An 18419-nucleotide genomic window follows, 5' to 3' on the forward strand; every position below is an offset into this window, starting at 1 on the left:
AAAGTATGTTCGGCTGCGTCCTACTCTCCCACACCGTCACCAGTGCAGTACCATCGGCGCTGAAGGGCTTAGCTTCCGGGTTCGGAATGGGACCGGGCGTTTCCCCTTCGCTATGACAGCCGAAACTCTATGGAGATGTCAATCAGGTGTTCCCGACCGTTTCTCGGGAACCGCACAGTGGACGCGAAGCAATCTTCTCTGCCTTTTCAGCAGAAGTGTGTAGTCAAGTTGTCGGCCTATTAGTACCAGTCAGCTGCATGCATTGCTGCACTTCCACATCTGGCCTATCAACCCAGTAGTCTAGCTGGGAGCCTCTCGGGGCAAGCCCCGTGGAAACCTCATCTTGAAGCGTGCTTCCCGCTTAGATGCTTTCAGCGGTTATCACTTCCGAACGTAGCTAATCAGCGGTGCCCTTGGCAGGACAACTGACACACCAGAGGTTCGTCCATCCCGGTCCTCTCGTACTAGGGATAGCCCTTCTCAAGTTTCCTACGCGCACAGCGGATAGGGACCGAACTGTCTCACGACGTTCTAAACCCAGCTCGCGTACCGCTTTAATGGGCGAACAGCCCAACCCTTGGGACCTACTCCAGCCCCAGGATGCGACGAGCCGACATCGAGGTGCCAAACCATGCCGTCGATATGGACTCTTGGGCAAGATCAGCCTGTTATCCCCGGGGTACCTTTTATCCGTTGAGCGACGGCGCTTCCACAAGCCACCGCCGGATCACTAGTCCCGACTTTCGTCCCTGCTCGACATGCCTGTCTCACAGTCAAGCTCCCTTGTGCACTTACACTCAAAACCTGATTGCCAACCAGGCTGAGGGAACCTTTGGGCGCCTCCGTTACCTTTTAGGAGGCAACCGCCCCAGTTAAACTACCCACCAGGCACTGTCCCTGATCCGGATCACGGACCGAGGTTAGATATCCAGAACGACCAGAGTGGTATTTCAACGTTGACTCCACACACACTGGCGTGCATGCTTCACAGTCTCCCACCTATCCTACACAAGCCGTACCGAACACCAATACCAAGCTGTAGTAAAGGTCCCGGGGTCTTTCCGTCCTGCTGCGCGTAACGAGCATCTTTACTCGTAGTGCAATTTCGCCGAGTTCGTGGTTGAGACAGTGGAGAAGTCGTTACGCCATTCGTGCAGGTCGGAACTTACCCGACAAGGAATTTCGCTACCTTAGGATGGTTATAGTTACCACCGCCGTTTACTGGGGCTTAAATTCTCAGCTTCGCTCCGAAGAGCTAACCGGTCCTCTTAACCTTCCAGCACCGGGCAGGCGTCAGTCCGTATACATCGTCTTGCGACTTCGCACGGACCTGTGTTTTTAGTAAACAGTCGCTTCTCCCTGGTCTCTGCGGCCCTTCACCCTAGGAGGCAAGCTCCTTCAGGGTCCGGGCCCCCCTTCTCCCGAAGTTACGGGGGCATTTTGCCGAGTTCCTTAACCACGATTCACTCGATCGCCTTGGTATTCTCTACCTAACCACCTGAGTCGGTTTGGGGTACGGGCGGCTCGAACCTCGCTAGAAGATTTTCTTGGCAGCATAGGATCACCCTGCTTCCCGCATACGCGGTCACTATCAGGTCTCAGGATATGTGCGACACGGATTTGCCTATGTCGCTCCCTACACCCTTGGACGTGGACTACCATCGCCACGCGGAGGCTACCTTCCTGCGTCTCTCCATCGCTTGACTACTACTAGATCGGGTCGCGCGCTCCACCACCAGTCCTTCCCCGAAGGGTCGGTGCCGGCGGCTTCGGGCGCTTAGCATCACTAGGTTCATCATGGGCGGTTCTTCGCCGGTTCCGGAATATCAACCGGATGTCCATCGACTACGCCTGTCGGCCTCGCCTTAGGTCCCGACTTACCCAGGGCAGATTAGCTTGACCCTGGAACCCTTGGTTATTCGGCGGACGGGTTTCTCGCCCGTCATTCGCTACTCATGCCTGCATTCTCACTCGTGTGGCCTCCACGGCTGGATCACTCCGCCGCTTCCCTGGCCACACGACGCTCCCCTACCCATCAACACGCCTGGACACCGAACCCGCAGGTGTCGGTGCCGAGCAAATATGTCAATGCCACAGCTTCGGTGGTGTGCTTGAGCCCCGCTACATTGTCGGCGCGGAATCACTTGACCAGTGAGCTATTACGCACTCTTTAAAGGGTGGCTGCTTCTAAGCCAACCTCCTGGTTGTCAATGCAACTCCACATCCTTTCCCACTTAGCACACGCTTAGGGACCTTAGCTGGTGGTCTGGGCTGTTTCCCTCTCGACTACGGAGCTTATCCCCCGCAGTCTCACTGCCACGCTCTCACTTACCGGCATTCGGAGTTTGGCTAACGTCAGTAACCTGGTGAGGCCCATTAGCTATCCAGTAGCTCTACCTCCGGTAAGAAACACGTGACGCTGCACCTAAATGCATTTCGGGGAGAACCAGCTATCACGGAGTTTGATTGGCCTTTCACCCCTACCCACAGCTCATCCCCTCAGTTTTCAACCTAAGTGGGTTCGGTCCTCCACGACGTCTTACCGTCGCTTCAACCTGGCCATGGGTAGATCACTCCGCTTCGGGTCTAGACCCCGCGACTAAAACGCCCTATTCGGACTCGCTTTCGCTACGGCTTCCCCACACGGGTTAACCTCGCCACGGAGCACTAACTCGCAGGCTCATTCTTCAAAAGGCACGCCGTCACCCCACAAGGAGGCTCCGACGGATTGTAGGCACACGGTTTCAGGATCTATTTCACTCCCCTCCCGGGGTACTTTTCACCTTTCCCTCACGGTACTTGTCCGCTATCGGTCACCAGGGAATATTTAGGCTTAGCGGGTGGTCCCGCCAGATTCACACGGGATTTCTCGGGCCCCGTGCTACTTGGGATGGGTCTTGGGAGTGCGTCGCGATTTCGTCTACGGGGGTAGCACCCTCTGTGCCGGGCCTTTCAATGCCCTTCGACTATCACACGCATTTGTAACTCCCTGCCAGCGTGTCAGCGCTGACCAAGACGTCCCACAACCCCGTACCTGCAACCCCTGACAGGTATCACACAGATACGGTTTGGCCTGATCCGCTTTCGCTCGCCACTACTCACGGAATCGCGGTTGCTTTCTCTTCCTGTGGGTACTGAGATGTTTCACTTCCCCACGTTCCCTCCCATCGCCCTATGTGTTCAGACGAGGGTGACTGGACTTGCCTCCAGCCGGGTTTCCCCATTCGGGCATCCTCGGATCACAGTCTGGTTATCGACTCCCCGAGGCTTATCGCAGATTCCTACGCCCTTCATCGGTTCCTGGTGCCAAGGCATCCACCGTGTGCCCTTAAAAACTTGAGCCACAAAGATGCTCGCGTCCACTGTGCAGTTCTCAAAAAACGGGCGGCCCCCCACACAACCGGCGCCTACCACACCAACCCCTCTTCACCCATCAAGGTGACCAGGAGCTGACCGTGTGGCGGTTCGACCGCAGTGAGGGTCCGATAAGCCGTCCAAGACGACCCGAAGGAGGCTTTCGCCCGAGCCTTCAGGACCCAACAACGTGCCAGGCGCCTCCCCCACCCCCCACCGCGTTCCACTGCCCTGCCCCCATCAACGACGGAGGAAGAGCTTGTACTTGCGACACGAGACGGTGTCAGCGCCAACTAATCGATGTTCCACCCTTGAGCACCCGCTGCCCCACACTCGGGGACAGACCGGGCTCTGGATCGCTTGCGCGACCAGTGCTCCTTAGAAAGGAGGTGATCCAGCCGCACCTTCCGGTACGGCTACCTTGTTACGACTTAGTCCCAATCGCCAGTCCCACCTTCGACAGCTCCCTCCCACAAGGGGTTGGGCCACCGGCTTCGGGTGTTACCGACTTTCGTGACTTGACGGGCGGTGTGTACAAGGCCCGGGAACGTATTCACCGCAGCGTTGCTGATCTGCGATTACTAGCGACTCCGACTTCATGGGGTCGAGTTGCAGACCCCAATCCGAACTGAGACCGGTTTTTTGGGATTCGCTCCACCTCACGGTTTCGCAGCCCTTTGTACCGGCCATTGTAGCATGCGTGAAGCCCAAGACATAAGGGGCATGATGATTTGACGTCATCCCCACCTTCCTCCGAGTTGACCCCGGCAGTCTCCTATGAGTCCCCACCATCACGTGCTGGCAACATAGAACGAGGGTTGCGCTCGTTGCGGGACTTAACCCAACATCTCACGACACGAGCTGACGACAACCATGCACCACCTGTATGCGAGTGTCCAAAGAGTTCTGCATCTCTGCAGCGTTCTCGCATATGTCAAGCCTTGGTAAGGTTCTTCGCGTTGCATCGAATTAATCCGCATGCTCCGCCGCTTGTGCGGGCCCCCGTCAATTCCTTTGAGTTTTAGCCTTGCGGCCGTACTCCCCAGGCGGGGAACTTAATGCGTTAGCTGCGGCACGGATCTCGTGGAATGAGACCCACACCTAGTTCCCAACGTTTACGGCATGGACTACCAGGGTATCTAATCCTGTTCGCTCCCCATGCTTTCGCTTCTCAGCGTCAGTAGTGGCCCAGAGACCTGCCTTCGCCATCGGTGTTCCTCCTGATATCTGCGCATTTCACCGCTACACCAGGAATTCCAGTCTCCCCTACCACACTCTAGCCTGCCCGTACCCACTGCAAGTCCGAGGTTGAGCCTCGGATTTTCACAGCAGACGCGACAAGCCGCCTACAAGCTCTTTACGCCCAATAATTCCGGACAACGCTCGCACCCTACGTATTACCGCGGCTGCTGGCACGTAGTTAGCCGGTGCTTCTTCTGCAGGTACCGTCACTTGCGCTTCTTCCCTGCTGAAAGAGGTTTACAACCCGAAGGCCGTCATCCCTCACGCGGCGTCGCTGCATCAGGCTTTCGCCCATTGTGCAATATTCCCCACTGCTGCCTCCCGTAGGAGTCTGGGCCGTGTCTCAGTCCCAGTGTGGCCGGTCGCCCTCTCAGGCCGGCTACCCGTCGTCGCCTTGGTGAGCCATTACCTCACCAACAAGCTGATAGGCCGCGAGTCCATCCCAGACCGAAAGACTTTCCACACCATACCCATGCGGATTGGTGTCATATCCGGTATTAGCTCCGGTTTCCCGGGGTTATTCCAGAGTCAGGGGCAGGTTACTCACGTGTTACTCACCCGTTCGCCACTGATCACCAGGAGCAAGCTCCTGGATCACCGTTCGACTTGCATGTGTTAAGCACGCCGCCAGCGTTCGTCCTGAGCCAGGATCAAACTCTCCATTGATGTTTAGCTCGTGACCCGAAGACCACGAAACTGCTACCCAAGAAGGGTTGTTTCACTGACTGAGCAAGAACAACTAGCCATTGCTAGAAATTCATTGTCAACCAAAGGATTTTCGTTCGACATGACCGCATCCCCAGACCTTTAGCCCGGTTCGCCGCCACCTCGAGACGAGGTAATTGGCATCGATTTTTGACACGCTGTTGAGTTCTCAAGGTTCGGACGCGCACCATCCACTTCGCTTTTCAGCGGGAGTGTCCGGGGCAACCCTTCTAACTTACTCGCTTCGCAACTTGGGCGTCAAATCCGCGCTTCCTTCGTGAGGAGCGACCGGATCGAGCGCGCTTGGCGTTCGGCGATGGCTCAACTGTAGCACCGTTTTCCGGGGCCTGTGACCACCCCCGGGCGACCCCAGCGATGGGAGCCGCGTTGCCCCGCAGGCGGGCTCGTTCCCCCAAAGCCGCCCGCGCGGCATACCGGCGGTCGCACAGTGGGAGGAGGCTCCCGGGCGGGCGCACCCGCCCACCACGACGTTGGACGGAGGACGACGTGCGCACTCCTGCGATGAGCGCCCGGCTCGGTGCCGAGGCCCTCGGAACGTTCTGGCTGGTGTTCGGTGGCTGCGGCAGCGCCATCTACGCGGCCCTCTTCCTCTCCCCTCCCACCGAGGGCCAGCGGGTGCAGCTCGGCATCGGCTTCGTCGGGGTGGCGCTGGCGTTCGGGCTGACGGTGATGACGATGGCCTACGCGGTGGGCCACGTGTCCGGTGCCCACTTCAACCCCGCGGTCACGATCGGCGCGGCCGTGGCCCGGCGCTTCGAGTGGCGGGACGTGCCGGCCTACGTCGTCACCCAGGTCGTGGCCGGCCTGCTGGCGGGAGCCGCCCTCTACGGCATCGCCTCGGGCAAGGACGGGTTCGACGCCACCGGGCACATGGCGGCCAACGGCTACGGCGAGCACTCCCCCGGTGGCTACGGACTCGTGGCGGTCCTGTGCGCCGAGGTGCTGCTGACCGCCTTCTTCCTCTACATCATCCTGGGCGCCACGGACGCCCGGGCACCGGTCGGCTTCGCCCCCATCGCGATCGGGCTCGGGCTCACCGTGATCCACCTCGTGTCGATCCCGATCAGCAACACCTCCGTCAACCCGGCCCGGTCGACCGCGGTCGCCTTCTTCAACGGCAACGGCGCCCCGGGCCAGCTGTGGCTCTTCTGGGTGGCGCCGATCCTGGGCGCAGCCCTCGCCGGAGCCACCTACCACCTCGTCACGGGCATCGACCGGCGCACGGAGGACATCTCCGGCGAGGTCCGCCCCGAGGACCTGCCGCCGGAGGCGGCTCGCTGACCCCGTCGACCTGACCGGTCGCAGGCCCCGGCTCCCCGGTCCCGCAGCAGGGCCGTTCGATAGCCTGAACAGCGCTTCCTCGAGAAGCGCAGCCTTACGCGTTCCGGACGAACCCCGACGACAGCAGGAGTGCCGCCTTCATGGCCAAGATCATCTACACGCTCACCGACGAGGCGCCCATGCTGGCGACCTACTCGTTCCTCCCCGTCATCGAGGCGTTCGCCGGCACCGCAGGCGTCGAGGTCGAGACGCGCGACATCTCCCTCGGCGGCCGCATCATCGCCGCGTTCGACGACCGCCTGCCGGCGGAGCAGCGCATCGGGGACGCGCTCTCCGAGCTCGGGCAGCTCGCCACCACGCCCGAGGCCAACATCATCAAGCTGCCGAACATCTCCGCGTCCCTGCCGCAGCTCAAGGCCGCCATCGCCGAGCTGCAGGCGCAGGGCTACGACCTGCCCGACTACCCGGACGAGCCGGCCACCGACGAGGAGAAGGACGCGCGCGCCCGCTACGACAGCGTCAAGGGCAGCGCCGTCAACCCGGTGCTGCGCGAGGGCAACTCCGACCGCCGCGCCCCGCTGGCCGTCAAGAACTACGCGCGCAAGCACCCGCACTCGATGGGCGCCTGGAGCTCGGACTCGAAGACCGAGGTCGCCACCATGGGCAAGGACGACTTCCGCTCCAACGAGCAGTCGGTCGTCATGCCGGCCGCCGACAGCCTCACGATCCAGCTCGTGGGTGACTCGGGTACCACCGTGCTCAAGGAGAACCTGAAGGTCCTCGAGGGCGAGGTCGTCGACGCCACCGTCATGCGCGTCGCGGCGCTCGACGCCTTCCTCAAGGAGCAGGTGCAGCGCGCCAAGGACGCCGACGTCCTGTTCTCCGTGCACCTCAAGGCCACGATGATGAAGGTCTCCGACCCGATCATCTTCGGCCACGTGGTGCGCGCCTTCCTGCCCGAGGTCTTCGAGAAGTACGGCACCCAGCTCGCCGCCGCAGGCCTGTCCCCCAACAACGGCCTCGGCACCATCCTCGGCGGCCTCGACAAGCTGCCGGCTGACGTGCGGGACGAGGTCCGCGCCGCTATCGAGAAGGGCCTGGCCGACGGGCCGCGCCTGGCGATGGTCAACTCCGACAAGGGCATCACGAACCTGCACGTCCCGAGCGACGTCATCGTCGACGCCTCCATGCCGGCGATGATCCGCACCTCCGGCCACATGTGGGGCCCCGACGGCGAGGAGCACGACACCCTCGCGGTCATCCCCGACAGCTCCTACGCCGGCGTCTACCAGGCCGTCATCGAGGACTGCCGGGCCCACGGCGCCTACGACCCGACCACCATGGGCTCGGTGCCCAACGTCGGGCTCATGGCGCAGAAGGCCGAGGAGTACGGCAGCCACGACAAGACCTTCGAGATGACCGAGGCCGGCACGGTCCAGGTCGTGAACAGCGCGGGCGACGTGCTCATGGAGCACGACGTGCAGCCGGGCGACATCTGGCGCGCCTGCCAGACCAAGGACGCCCCGATCCGCGACTGGGTCAAGCTCGCCGTCACACGCGCCCGCGCCTCGCAGACGCCGGCCGTCTTCTGGCTCGACCCCGAGCGCGCCCACGACGCCAACCTCATCGAGCTGGTCAAGCGCTACCTCGCGGAGCACGACACCGAGGGCCTGGACATCCAGATCCTGTCGCCGGTCGAGGCGGCGAAGCTGTCCGTCGAGCGCATCCGTCGCGGCGAGGACACCATCTCCGTGACCGGCAACGTGCTGCGCGACTACAACACCGACCTCTTCCCCATCCTCGAGCTCGGCACGAGCGCGAAGATGCTGTCGGTGGTGCCGCTGATGAACGGCGGCGGCCTCTTCGAGACCGGAGCCGGCGGCTCGGCGCCCAAGCACGTGCAGCAGCTGGTGCAGGAGAACTACCTGCGCTGGGACAGCCTCGGCGAGTTCCTCGCCCTGGCCGAGAGCCTGCGCCACATGGGGACGACCACCGACAACCCGCGCGCCATCGTGCTTGCCGACACCCTCGACCGGGCGACGGAGCGGCTGCTCAACGAGAACAAGTCGCCGGCCCGCAAGGTCGGCCAGATCGACAACCGCGGCAGCCACTTCTACCTCGCGATGTACTGGGCCGACGAGCTGGCGAAGCAGACCGAGGACGCCGAGCTGGCTCAGGCCTTCACGGCCGTCGCGGAGTCGCTGAGCTCCCACGAGGAGGCCATCAACGCCGAGCTCATCGGCGTGCAGGGCCACCCGGCCGACATCGGCGGCTACTACCGCCCGGACGAGGAGAAGGCCTCGGCTGTCATGCGGCCGTCGAAGACCTTCAACGAGGCACTGGCCTCCCTGCGCGGCTGACCGCGCGCGGGGCCGACTCCCCGCACCTGCACCACCGGGTATGCCGGGTGGTCACCGACGAGGTGACCACCCGGCATACCTGTCTGTGGGGAAGGACTCGGGCCGCCGCGCGGCATACCGGGTCTGTCGACGTGGGGCTAGGGGACGGCCATCTCGCCGTCGCGCTGGGTGTCCGCCGGAACGGCGGTGGCGGCAGGCGCGACCCCGTTGGCGGGCGCCAGCTCCTCGGCAGGGATGACCCCTTCTGCAGGCGCCGTCAGGTCGGCCGGCGCGACGGCATCGGGCAGCGGGGAGGTGACCCTGACGGCCTCCTCATGGCTGTGGAACTCCATGGCGCTGCGGATGCTCTCGAAGAACTGGGCCGGGAAGACGATCGTCGAGTTCTTCTCCACGGCGATCTCGGAGAGCACCTGCAGGTTGCGCAGCTGCAGGGCGACCGGGCTGCGGGCGATGACGTCGGCGGCCTGGGCGAGCTTGCCGACGCTGAGCGCCTCCCCCTCGGCGGCGATGATCTTGGCGCGCTTCTCCCGCTCCGCCTCGGCCTGCTTGGCCATGGCCCGCTGCATCGACTGCGGGAGCTCGATGTCCTTGAGCTCGACGAGCTGCACGAGCACGCCCCACCGCTCCGTCGTGACGTCGAGCACCCGCTTGATCGCCTCGTTGAGGGCCTCGGTGTTGCTGAGCACCTGGTCCAGGCTGGAGCGGCCGACCATGTTGCGGACCGTCGTCTGGGCGAACTGCCCGACAGCCGACTCGACGTTCTCGATCTCGATGATGGAGCGCACCGGGTCGACCCGCCGGTAGTAGGCGACCGCGGCCACACCGATGGAGACGTTGTCCTGGGTGATGATCTGCTGGGAGGGGATCGGCATGGTCACCGTGCGCAGGCTGACCTTCATCAGGTGGTCGACCAAGGGGATCATGAACCGCATCCCCGGGTCTCGGACGTTGTGCAGCTTTCCCAGTCGGAAGACCACGCCGCGCTCGTACTGCCTCACGACGGCGACACCAAGCCTGGCCATCGTCACCACCTCCCGATGTCCCCCCACCGTCAGTCGCGGCGAGCCGGGGCGGACAGGGTCGGAGGTCCCCCTTCGTCAGCGCTCGTTGAACGTCAGCGCTCGTTGAACGTCAGCGCTCGTTGAACCGCCGGGCGGCCCGCTCCCCCAGCAGCGTCACGCCGCGCATCACCCTGGCGGCCCCGGCGCTGAGCCGCTGCTCGGCCTGCCGCCCCTCGATCGTGCCCGTGGCGCCCTCCTCCGGGGGCGAGGGCAGCAGCCGGGCCACGAGGTCCATCAGCCGCATCGTCGTCGCGGGGGCGACCCCGGCGACCCGCATGCCGATCTTGGCGAGCGGGGTCAGCACCACCAGCGGCCTGCCGCGCAGCACCCCGTCGACGATCTTCGAGGCGGCCCGCTCCGCGTCCATGGAGACGAGCGGCAGCGAGGCGCCCACCGCGAACCACGAGTACTCCGCGGCCTGGTCGCCGGTGAAGGTGGCCCTCAGGTGCGAGCCGGTGCGCATCAGGCCGGGAGCGACGGTGGTCACCGTGACGCCCGTGCCGGCCAGCTCGGCGCGCAGTCCCTGGGTGAAGCCGACGGCACCGAACTTGGCCGTCGAGTACGGCAGCAGGTGGGGCACGCTGACGAAGCCGCCGATCGAGGTGATCGTGGCGATGCGCCCCCGGCCGCGGTCGCGCATCCGCGGGGCGACCGCGAGCGCGCAGTTCACCGGTCCCCAGAGCATCGTGCCGACGGCCTGCTGGAAGTGCTTGCGCTCCAACGACTCCAGCGGCCCCACCTGGATCACTCCGGCCACGACGACGAGCACCTCGACGGGTCCGAGCCTCGCCTCCACCCGGCTCACCATGGTGGTGACGGCCGCGTTGTCGGAGACGTCGCAGACCTCGGTGTCGACCCGGGCGCCCCGTGCCTCGAGGTCGGCGGCCGCCTGCTGCAGCTCGTCGACGTCCCGGGCGCACACGACGAGCCGGTGCCCCCGGTCGGCGAGCTCCCGCGCGATGAGCAGGCCGAGGCCACGACTGCCCCCGGCGACCAGGGCGATCGGCTGCGCGTCCGCGCGGTCCCCGGTGCGGGCGGCGTCCCTGTCGGCTCCAGTGCTCATCTCGCCAGTCTGCGGTCGGACCGGCCGACCTGCCACTGCTGCACCGGGCCGATGAGGGCTGCGGGCTCCGGGAGCAGAGGTCGCTCGAGATGTCGGATCCGCAGCCCTCACCTAGCGTGAACGGACCGACCGACAGCACCGACCAGCAGCACAGACGAGGAGTTCACGCATGCGGGCACTGACGTGGCAGGGCAAGGAGAAGCTGAGTGTCGAGACGGTTCCGGACCCGGTCATCAGCGAGCCCACCGACGCGATCATCAAGGTGACGTCCACGGCCATCTGCGGTTCGGACCTGCACCTGTACTCCGTGCTCGGGCCCTACCTGCACCAGGGCGACATCCTCGGCCACGAGCCCATGGGCATCGTGCAGGAGGTCGGCTCGGAGGTCACCCACATCAAGCCCGGCGACCGGGTCGTCGTGCCGTTCAACATCTCCTGCGGGTCGTGCTGGATGTGCTCGCGCGGGCTGTTCGCCCAGTGCGAGACGACCCAGAACCGCGCCCAGGGCAAGGGCGCCTCGCTCTTCGGCTACACCGAGCTCTACGGGTCGGTGCCGGGCGGCCAGGCGGAGTACCTCCGGGTGCCGCAGGCCCACTTCGGCCCGATCAAGGTGCCCGACGACGCACCGGACGAGCACTACCTCTACCTCTCCGACATCCTCCCCACCGCGTGGCAGGGCGTCGCCTACGCCGACGTGCCCGAGGAGGGCACCCTTGCGGTGATGGGGCTCGGCCCCGTCGGCCAGCTCGCCGGCCGCATCGGGGTGCACCAGGGTCGGCGGGTCATCGGCGTCGACCGCGTTCCCGAGCGCCTCGAGCTCGCGCGCGCCCACGGCATGGAGACGATCAACCTCGACGAGGTGGACGACGTCGCCGAGACGGTCATCGAGCTCACCGGCGGCCGCGGTGCCGACGGCGTGCTCGACGCGGTCGGCATGGAGGCACACGGCAACCCCGCCATGGAGGCGGCCATCAAGTCGGTCGGCATGCTGCCCGACGCCCTGGCCAAGCCGATGGTCGACAAGATGGGTATCGACCGCATCGACGCCCTCACCACCGCCATCAAGGCCGTGCGCCGCGGCGGCACGGTCTCGGTCAGCGGCGTCTACGGCGGCGAGGTGGATCCCATGCCGATGATGGAGATGTTCGACCGCGGCATCACCATGCGGCTCGGGCAGTGCCACGTGAAGCGGTGGATCGACGACATCCTGCCGGTCGTGCAGCAGGACGGCGACGTGCTCGGCCTCGAGACCCTCGCCACCCACCGCCCCTCGCTGGAGGAGGCGCCGGAGTACTACAAGGTGTTCCAGGAGAAGGCCGACGGCTGCGTCAAGGTCGTCCTGAAGCCCTGAGCCGCCCCGCGACGTTGTGCGCGACCAGGGCCAGCAGCGTCACGGCGACGCCCAGGAGCTGGGCCGGGTGGGGCGCGTGCCCCAGCGCCGCCTGGACCACGAACGCCGTCACCGGAACGACGTTGATGAAGAGGACGCCGTCCTGGGCGCCGAGCAACCGCATGGCGGAGTTCCAGCACAGGACGGCCACCACGGCCGCGAGCAGGACGACGTAGGCCAGCTGCCAGCCGACGGCCGTGAGGTCGGCGACGCCCGGTGGGCGGAGCCAGCCCACGGCCGTGCTGGCCAGGGCCACCCCGAGGATCACGACGCTGCCGGAGGCAGCACTCAGGGCGGTGAAGCGCAGCGACGACCAGTGCGGGACGGTGGCGGCGCCGGTCGTGTAGACGACCCAGGCTGCCGCACCGGCGAGGACCATCAGCTCACCCCACCCGACTCCCCCGCGCACGAGTCTGGCCGGGTGTCCGTCGGTGAGCACCAGCAGCAGGCCGAGGAGGGCGACGCCGCTGGACCACCACACGGTGGACCGGGGCCGTGAGCCCGTGCGAGCCCACAGCACGAACGCGGTCAGCAACGGCATGGTCGAGACGATGAGGGAGGCCGCCTCCGGGGTGGACCGCGTGAGGCCGAGGAACGCCAGGAGGTTGAACCCGCCGAAGCCGATGGCGCCGAGCACGGCGACCCGGGGCAGGGCCGGGTCCCACCGGAAGGCTTCCCGGCCCTCCCTCAGCGCCAGCAGGACGAGGAAGACCACGGACGCGGCGCCGTATCGCACCGCCGTGAGCCAGACCGGGTCGACGTGGGCGAAGGCGGAGCTGCTCACCGCGAACTGGCCGCCCCACGCCGTCGTGGTGACCAGCGCTGCGAGCACGCCCAGGGTCCGCGCCCGGCCGGTGCGGGCGGTGCGGGCGGTGGCTGGTGCTTTCGCACCGCTGCCCGGCGAGGCGGCGTGCGCGGCGGTGATGGTCGTCATGGGTCCTCCTGGGTCGGGATGGGAGGCACCACGCTCGCCCGGCTCGGGCGTCGACGACAGTGGCCCGACGGCCACAGAACGCCAGGTTCAGGCCAGCACCGACCACCGTCTCCTGCGGTGGCCTGAATCCGTCGAGATGTGACCCTCAGGCCACTTCTGGGTGCCTCCAGGCGTGCCTACACTCCCGGGCATGACCGAGATCGCCGTGGTCGCCGTGAACCGCGCGCCCCTGTTCCACCTCTCCGTTCCTCTCGAGGTCTTCGGCGAGGACCGCACCGATGACGGCGTGCCCCAGCACACCGTGCGCCTCGTGGCCGGTGAGCCGGGCGCGCTCGTCACCAGCGGCGGCGCGGACCTGACCCTGCATTCCGGGCTCGAGGCCCTGGCCACCGCCGACGTCGTGGTCGTGCCCTGGTGGCGCCACTACGAGGGGGAGGAACCGCCAGCGCTGCTCCTTGCCGCCGTCCGAGAGGCCCATGAGCGCGGCGCCCGCGTCGTCGGCCTCTGCAGCGGCGCATTCGTCCTCGCAGCCGCCGGACTCCTCGACGGTCGCCGGGCGACGACCCACTGGAAGTCGGCGCCGAAGCTCGCGCGGCTGTACCCGGCCGTCCGCGTCGACCCCCGGGTCCTGTACGTCGACGAGGGGGACGTCCTGACCTCGGCCGGCACCGCTGCCGCCATCGACCTCTGCCTGCACCTCCTGCGCACCCTCGACGGAGCCGACGTGGCCAACCGCGTCGCCAGGCGCATGGTGGTGGCACCGCACCGGGCCGGCGGCCAGGCACAGTTCATGGAGACACCGCTGCCGCCGAGCGGCGAGGACGCCTTCGCCACCACCACGGCATGGGCGCTGGAGAACCTCGACCAGCCGCTGACGGTCGACGAGCTGGCCGCTCGCTCGCTCATGAGCCGGCGGACGTTCACCCGCCAGTTCCGTGCGCGCATGGGGGCCAGCCCCCTCCAGTGGCTCCTGCAGCAGCGGACCCTCCGGGCGCAGCGCCTCCTCGAGACCACCGACCTCCCGGTCGAGGCGGTCGCCCACCGCAGTGGGTTCGGCTCGGCCGTGGCACTGCGGTCGCACTTCCAGGCCGCCCTCGGCACTTCCCCGCGCGAGTACCGGGTCGCATTCTCCCGACAGGGCACCGCCCCGCTCGAGTGCGCCGTGGCCGGATGAGCGACAGCCTCGAGCACGTCGCCCGGTCCACACCTCCTCGCGCGGTGCCGGACGGCTACCGGAGGGGCAGCTTCATGCCCTCGTGCGAGGCGACGAACCCCAGCCGCTCGTAGAAGCGGTGGGCGGCGGTGCGCTCCTTGCTCGAGGTGAGCTGGACGACGGCGCAGCCGCGGGCGCGCGACTCCTCGACCGCCCACAGCACCAGCGCCCGGCCCAACCCTTGTCCGCGCAGGTCGCTCGCCACGCGCACCGCCTCCACCTGCGCCCGCGACGCACCGCGGTGGGAGAGCCCGGGCAGCTCGGTCAGCTGCAGGGTGCCGACGACCTCGCCCGCCTGCTCGGCCACCACGAGGAGGTGGGCCGGGTCGGCGTCGACCCGTTCGAAGGCCGTGAGGTAGGGCTCGAGCTCGTCGCCGTCCTCCCGAGCCCGCCCCAGCACGTCGTCGGCGAGCAGGGCCACGATGGCCGGGACGTCCTCCCGGCGAGCGCGCCGCACGACCACCCCGGGTGCTCCGTCCAGGCCGGCGGGTGCCGCGGCATACGCATCTTCTGCGGCACACGCATCGCCCGCGGACCACGCACCGGCCGCCGCGTCCGCTGAGGGGTGGGCCGCCCCGAGCGCCGCACCCTCGAACCACGCCGTCCCGTCGAAGGCGAGCGCCCGCTCGAGCCGCCGCCGTGACCGGTCCGGCAGGTCCGGCAGCGCGTCGGGGGCGAACCACCCGACCTCGAGCGACTCGTCGTCATTGACCCGGGCCTCGCCGGAGACGTGCCGGGCGGTGAAGCACAGGTCGAGGTACTGCGCCCGGTCGCCGTTCGGGTAGGTCACCTCCGGCAGCGTCCAGACACCGGTGAGCGCCTCGATGGCGGCGATGACGCCGGTCTCCTCCTCGACCTCGCGCACCAGCCCGGCGGCGGGTTGCTCGCCCGGCTCGAGGATGCCGCTGACGAGGGACCACTGACCGTTGTCGGCGCGCCTCACGAGCAGCACCTCACCCCTTTGGTTGCGGACGACGGCGCTGACGCCGGTCATCCACAACAGGTCGGTGCCCACCTGGCTCCGCAGCGACTGGACGTACTCGGGGATCGGCATGGCCTCGAGCCTAGCCACCGCAGGAGCGCTCCCAGCGACCCTGCTAACGTCGCCGATAGTCCGACAAGGAGTCCGAGAAGGACCCTCCCAACCCAGCGATGTGAAGGGCCAAACGTGAGCACAACCCCCGTCAAGGTCGCCGTCACCGGCGCGGCCGGCCAGATCGGCTACAGCCTCCTCTTCCGAATCGCCAGCGGTGCGCTGTTCGGCCCGGACACCCCTGTCGAGCTGCGCCTCCTGGAGATCACCCCCGCGCTGAAGACCCTCGAGGGTGTCGTCATGGAGATCGACGACTGCGCCTTCCCGACGCTGGCCAAGGTCGAGATCGGCGACGACCCCAACACCGTCTTCGACGGCGTCAACCACGCCCTCCTCGTCGGCGCCCGCCCGCGCGGCCCGGGCATGGAGCGCGGCGACCTGCTCGAGGCCAACGGCGGCATCTTCGCCCCCCAGGGCAAGGCGCTGAACGAGGTCGCGGCCGACGACGTGCACGTCACCATCACCGGCAACCCGGCCAACACCAACGCCCTCATCGCGATGAGCAACGCGCCCGACATCCCGCGCGAGCGCTTCTCCGCGCTGACCCGCCTCGACCACAACCGCGCGATCTCGCAGCTCGCCGCCAAGCTGGGCGTGCCGGTCACCGAGATCACCAACATGACGATCTGGGGCAACCACTCCGCGACGCAGTACCCGGACCTGTTCAACGCCAAGGTCTCCGGCAAGAGCGCCGCTGAGACGGTGAACGACCAGGAGTGGCTCGAGAACACCTTCATCCCCACCGTCGCCAAGCGCGGCGCCGCCATCATCGAGGCCCGTGGCGCGTCCTCGGCCGCCTCCGCCGCGAGCGCCACCATCGACCACGCCCGCGACTGGGCGCTGGGCACCCCAGAGGGCGACTGGGTCTCGATGTCGGTCTGCTCCGACGGCTCCTACGGCGTGCCCGAGGGTCTCATCTCCTCCTTCCCCGTCACCGTCAAGGACGGCCGGTGGGAGATCGTCCAGGGCCTGGAGGTCAACGACTTCTCCCGCGCCCGGATCGACGCCTCCGTCAAGGAGCTCGAGGAGGAGCGCGAGGCCGTGCGCGGTCTCGGCCTCATCGGCTGACCAGCCCCACCTGCACGCGACAGCGGCCGCCCCGGTTCCCCGGGGCGGCCGCTTCGCGTGGTGCTCGCTGGTATGCCGCGTGGCCGGCTCAGGTGGGCAGCTCCACCCACTGCACCAGCTGGTAGACCACGCCGTTCGGGTCGGACAGCTGGCAGTACCGCTCACCCCACGGCTCGGTCTCGAGCGGGGTGACGACGGTGACCCCGTCGGCCTGCAGCCGGGCATACTCGGCGTCGACGTCGCCGACCACGAAGACGACGAGCAACCCGTCGGCGTCCCCCGCGACGGACGCCGGCTTGAAGGTCTCGAGACCCGTGCGCAGGTAGATGAGGTTGAAGCCGGCTTCGGGGTGACGCAGGGAGGCGAAGCCGTCGGCCTCCATCTGGCGCCGGAAGCCGAGGTGTTGCTCGACCCAGCGGGCGGAGGCCTCGACCTCCCGGACGTTGAGCGACAGGGCGGAGTCGGTGATGTGCACTGCGGTCCTCCTCGCTGGGGCGGGCGTCTTCGCGCGTCAACCCCGTACAGCGTACGTTGTACGGCATACAACGTCGTCTCTGGCAGGATCGTTCCCATGCCCCCCGACCGCACCGGGGCCGGTGACCCGGACCGCACGCTCGCCCTGCTCTGGCGCGCCTCCGAGGGCATCCCCCGCCGGCGCGGACCCCGCCCCTCACGCACCGTCGACGACGTGGTGACGGCCGCCGTGGCGCTGGCGGACCAGCAGGGGCTGGCGGCCGTCACCATGCGGGCCGTGGCGGAACGCGTCGGCGTGGCACCCATGTCGCTGTACACCTACGTGCCGGGTCGGTCCGAGCTCCTCGACCTCATGGTCGACGCCGTCTACCTCGCCATGGACCGGCCGCCGTGGCGCAGCCGCTCGTGGCGGCGCCGGGTCACCGCCGTCGCCGAGGCCAACCGGACGCTCTTCGAAGGGCACCCCTGGCTGGCCGAGGTCGGCACGCTGAGCCGTCCGCCGCTCGGGCCGGGACAGCTGGCCAAGTACGAGCACGAGCTCGGGGCGTTCGACGGCACCGGGCTCCGCGACGTCGAGACCGACGCCGCCCTGGCCTTCGTGCTCGGGTTCGTGGAGCACCACGCGCGAACGGCGGAGGCGTCGCGCCGGGCCCGGCAGGAGTCGGCCATCGACGACGCGCAGTGGTGGGAGGCCAACGCGCCCCTGCTCGCCCGGGTGGTCGACGAGGCGGAGTACCCGCGGGCGGTGCGGATCGGGAGCGCTGCGGGGGCGGCTCAGGGCTCGGCGCACGACCCCGGCCACGCCTGGGCCTTCGGGCTGGCCCGGGTGCTCGACGGGCTCGCGGCCCTGGTCGACCGGCGAACGCGGCGGGGCTGACCCGGTCCCTAGCCCTGGGGCGTCAGGTCCAGCACGCGGGTGACGACCGCCAGCACCAGGCCGAGACCAGCCATCGTCAGGACGTCGGCCGCGCGCGACCGCACGGCCAGACCTCCGGCCCGCGACGCCGGCAGCACGAGGCGCAGGAGCGCCGCGAGGCCGAGCCCGGCGGCCAGCACGTAACCGGCCGTGCGCACCTGGTCGAGGGCGAAGAACACCATGCCGGCGAGCAGCACGGGTGTGGCGACCCACCACCACCCCAGCCTGGGTGCGGTCACCGGGC

The 18419-nt window shown here is 67.3% G+C and carries 12 protein-coding genes, 3 rRNA genes and 1 pseudogene; 6 read left to right on the top strand and 10 right to left on the bottom strand.

Annotated features, from left to right (window positions below):
* Window positions 1-7: 7 nt before the first annotated feature.
* The 3 genes from rrf to BMW78_RS16475 form a co-directional block, all read right to left on the bottom strand.
* Window positions 8-124, bottom strand: a 5S ribosomal RNA gene (gene rrf, locus BMW78_RS16465).
* A gap of 95 nt (window positions 125-219) precedes the next feature.
* Window positions 220-3342: ribosomal RNA gene (locus tag BMW78_RS16470) — 23S ribosomal RNA — on the bottom strand.
* A gap of 394 nt (window positions 3343-3736) precedes the next feature.
* Window positions 3737-5262, bottom strand: a 16S ribosomal RNA gene (locus tag BMW78_RS16475).
* Together the 16S, 23S and 5S rRNA genes form the textbook arrangement of a ribosomal RNA operon.
* A 561-nt stretch (window positions 5263-5823) precedes the next feature.
* Here BMW78_RS16475 and aqpZ point away from each other — a divergent pair.
* Together aqpZ and BMW78_RS16485 are read left to right on the top strand one after the other, a co-directional pair.
* Window positions 5824-6603 carry an aquaporin Z gene (gene aqpZ / locus BMW78_RS16480; RefSeq protein WP_218144401.1) on the top strand — a complete coding sequence of 260 codons (780 nt, stop codon included), beginning with the start codon at window positions 5824-5826 and terminating at the stop codon, window positions 6601-6603.
* A gap of 140 nt (window positions 6604-6743) precedes the next feature.
* Window positions 6744-8963, top strand: a complete 2220-nt coding sequence (locus BMW78_RS16485; protein WP_091761999.1) for an NADP-dependent isocitrate dehydrogenase — start codon at window positions 6744-6746, stop codon at window positions 8961-8963.
* Window positions 8964-9100: 137 nt separating this feature from the next.
* Here BMW78_RS16485 and BMW78_RS16490 read toward each other — a convergent pair whose 3' ends face one another.
* Window positions 9101-9985 (bottom strand): slipin family protein, encoded by an 885-nt coding sequence (locus tag BMW78_RS16490; protein ID WP_091762001.1) that lies wholly within the window; start codon window positions 9983-9985, stop codon window positions 9101-9103.
* Window positions 9986-10094: 109 nt separating this feature from the next.
* Window positions 10095-11087, bottom strand: a complete 993-nt coding sequence (locus tag BMW78_RS16495) for an SDR family NAD(P)-dependent oxidoreductase (protein ID WP_091762003.1) — start codon at window positions 11085-11087, stop codon at window positions 10095-10097.
* Between the two features lie 169 nt (window positions 11088-11256).
* On the opposite strand from BMW78_RS16495, the gene BMW78_RS16500 reads away from it, so the two are divergent.
* Window positions 11257-12438 (top strand): zinc-dependent alcohol dehydrogenase, encoded by a 1182-nt coding sequence (locus BMW78_RS16500; protein WP_091762005.1) that lies wholly within the window; start codon window positions 11257-11259, stop codon window positions 12436-12438.
* On the opposite strand, the gene BMW78_RS16505 is transcribed toward BMW78_RS16500, so the two are convergent.
* A complete protein-coding gene (locus BMW78_RS16505; RefSeq protein ID WP_091762007.1) occupies window positions 12416-13411 on the bottom strand; it encodes a DMT family transporter in 996 nt (331 codons plus the stop codon). The two genes, BMW78_RS16500 and BMW78_RS16505, sit on opposite strands and share 23 nt — an antisense overlap.
* A 190-nt stretch (window positions 13412-13601) precedes the next feature.
* Between BMW78_RS16505 and BMW78_RS16510 the strand changes: the two genes are divergently transcribed.
* Entirely contained in the window at window positions 13602-14585 is a 984-nt protein-coding gene (locus tag BMW78_RS16510) for a GlxA family transcriptional regulator (protein WP_091762009.1), read from the top strand.
* A gap of 55 nt (window positions 14586-14640) precedes the next feature.
* On the opposite strand, the gene BMW78_RS16515 is transcribed toward BMW78_RS16510, so the two are convergent.
* Window positions 14641-15105 carry a GNAT family N-acetyltransferase gene (locus tag BMW78_RS16515; protein ID WP_218144402.1) on the bottom strand — a complete coding sequence of 155 codons (465 nt, stop codon included), beginning with the start codon at window positions 15103-15105 and terminating at the stop codon, window positions 14641-14643.
* 174 nt (window positions 15106-15279) lie between these two features.
* Window positions 15280-15678: pseudogene (locus BMW78_RS16520) on the bottom strand (NUDIX hydrolase); the annotation flags it as partial.
* A 114-nt stretch (window positions 15679-15792) separates the two neighbouring features.
* Between BMW78_RS16520 and BMW78_RS16525 the strand changes: the two are divergent.
* Entirely contained in the window at window positions 15793-16785 is a 993-nt protein-coding gene (locus BMW78_RS16525) for a malate dehydrogenase (RefSeq protein WP_091762011.1), read from the top strand.
* An 88-nt stretch (window positions 16786-16873) separates the two neighbouring features.
* Here the strand turns inward: BMW78_RS16525 and BMW78_RS16530 are convergent, their stop codons facing one another.
* The gene (locus BMW78_RS16530; RefSeq protein ID WP_091762013.1) at window positions 16874-17260 is read right to left on the bottom strand and encodes a VOC family protein; all 387 of its coding nucleotides are present in this window, start codon (window positions 17258-17260) and stop codon (window positions 16874-16876) included.
* A 96-nt stretch (window positions 17261-17356) separates the two neighbouring features.
* On the opposite strand from BMW78_RS16530, the gene BMW78_RS16535 reads away from it, so the two are divergent.
* The gene (locus tag BMW78_RS16535; RefSeq protein WP_091762015.1) at window positions 17357-18136 is read left to right on the top strand and encodes a TetR/AcrR family transcriptional regulator; all 780 of its coding nucleotides are present in this window, start codon (window positions 17357-17359) and stop codon (window positions 18134-18136) included.
* 8 nt (window positions 18137-18144) lie between these two features.
* Here the strand turns inward: BMW78_RS16535 and BMW78_RS16540 are convergent, their stop codons facing one another.
* Window positions 18145-18414 (bottom strand): DUF3017 domain-containing protein, encoded by a 270-nt coding sequence (locus BMW78_RS16540; protein WP_245735919.1) that lies wholly within the window; start codon window positions 18412-18414, stop codon window positions 18145-18147.
* Window positions 18415-18419 lie beyond the last annotated feature (5 nt).

The organism is Pedococcus cremeus (assembly GCF_900111375.1).
Lineage (GTDB): Bacteria > Actinomycetota > Actinomycetes > Actinomycetales > Dermatophilaceae > Pedococcus_A > Pedococcus_A cremeus.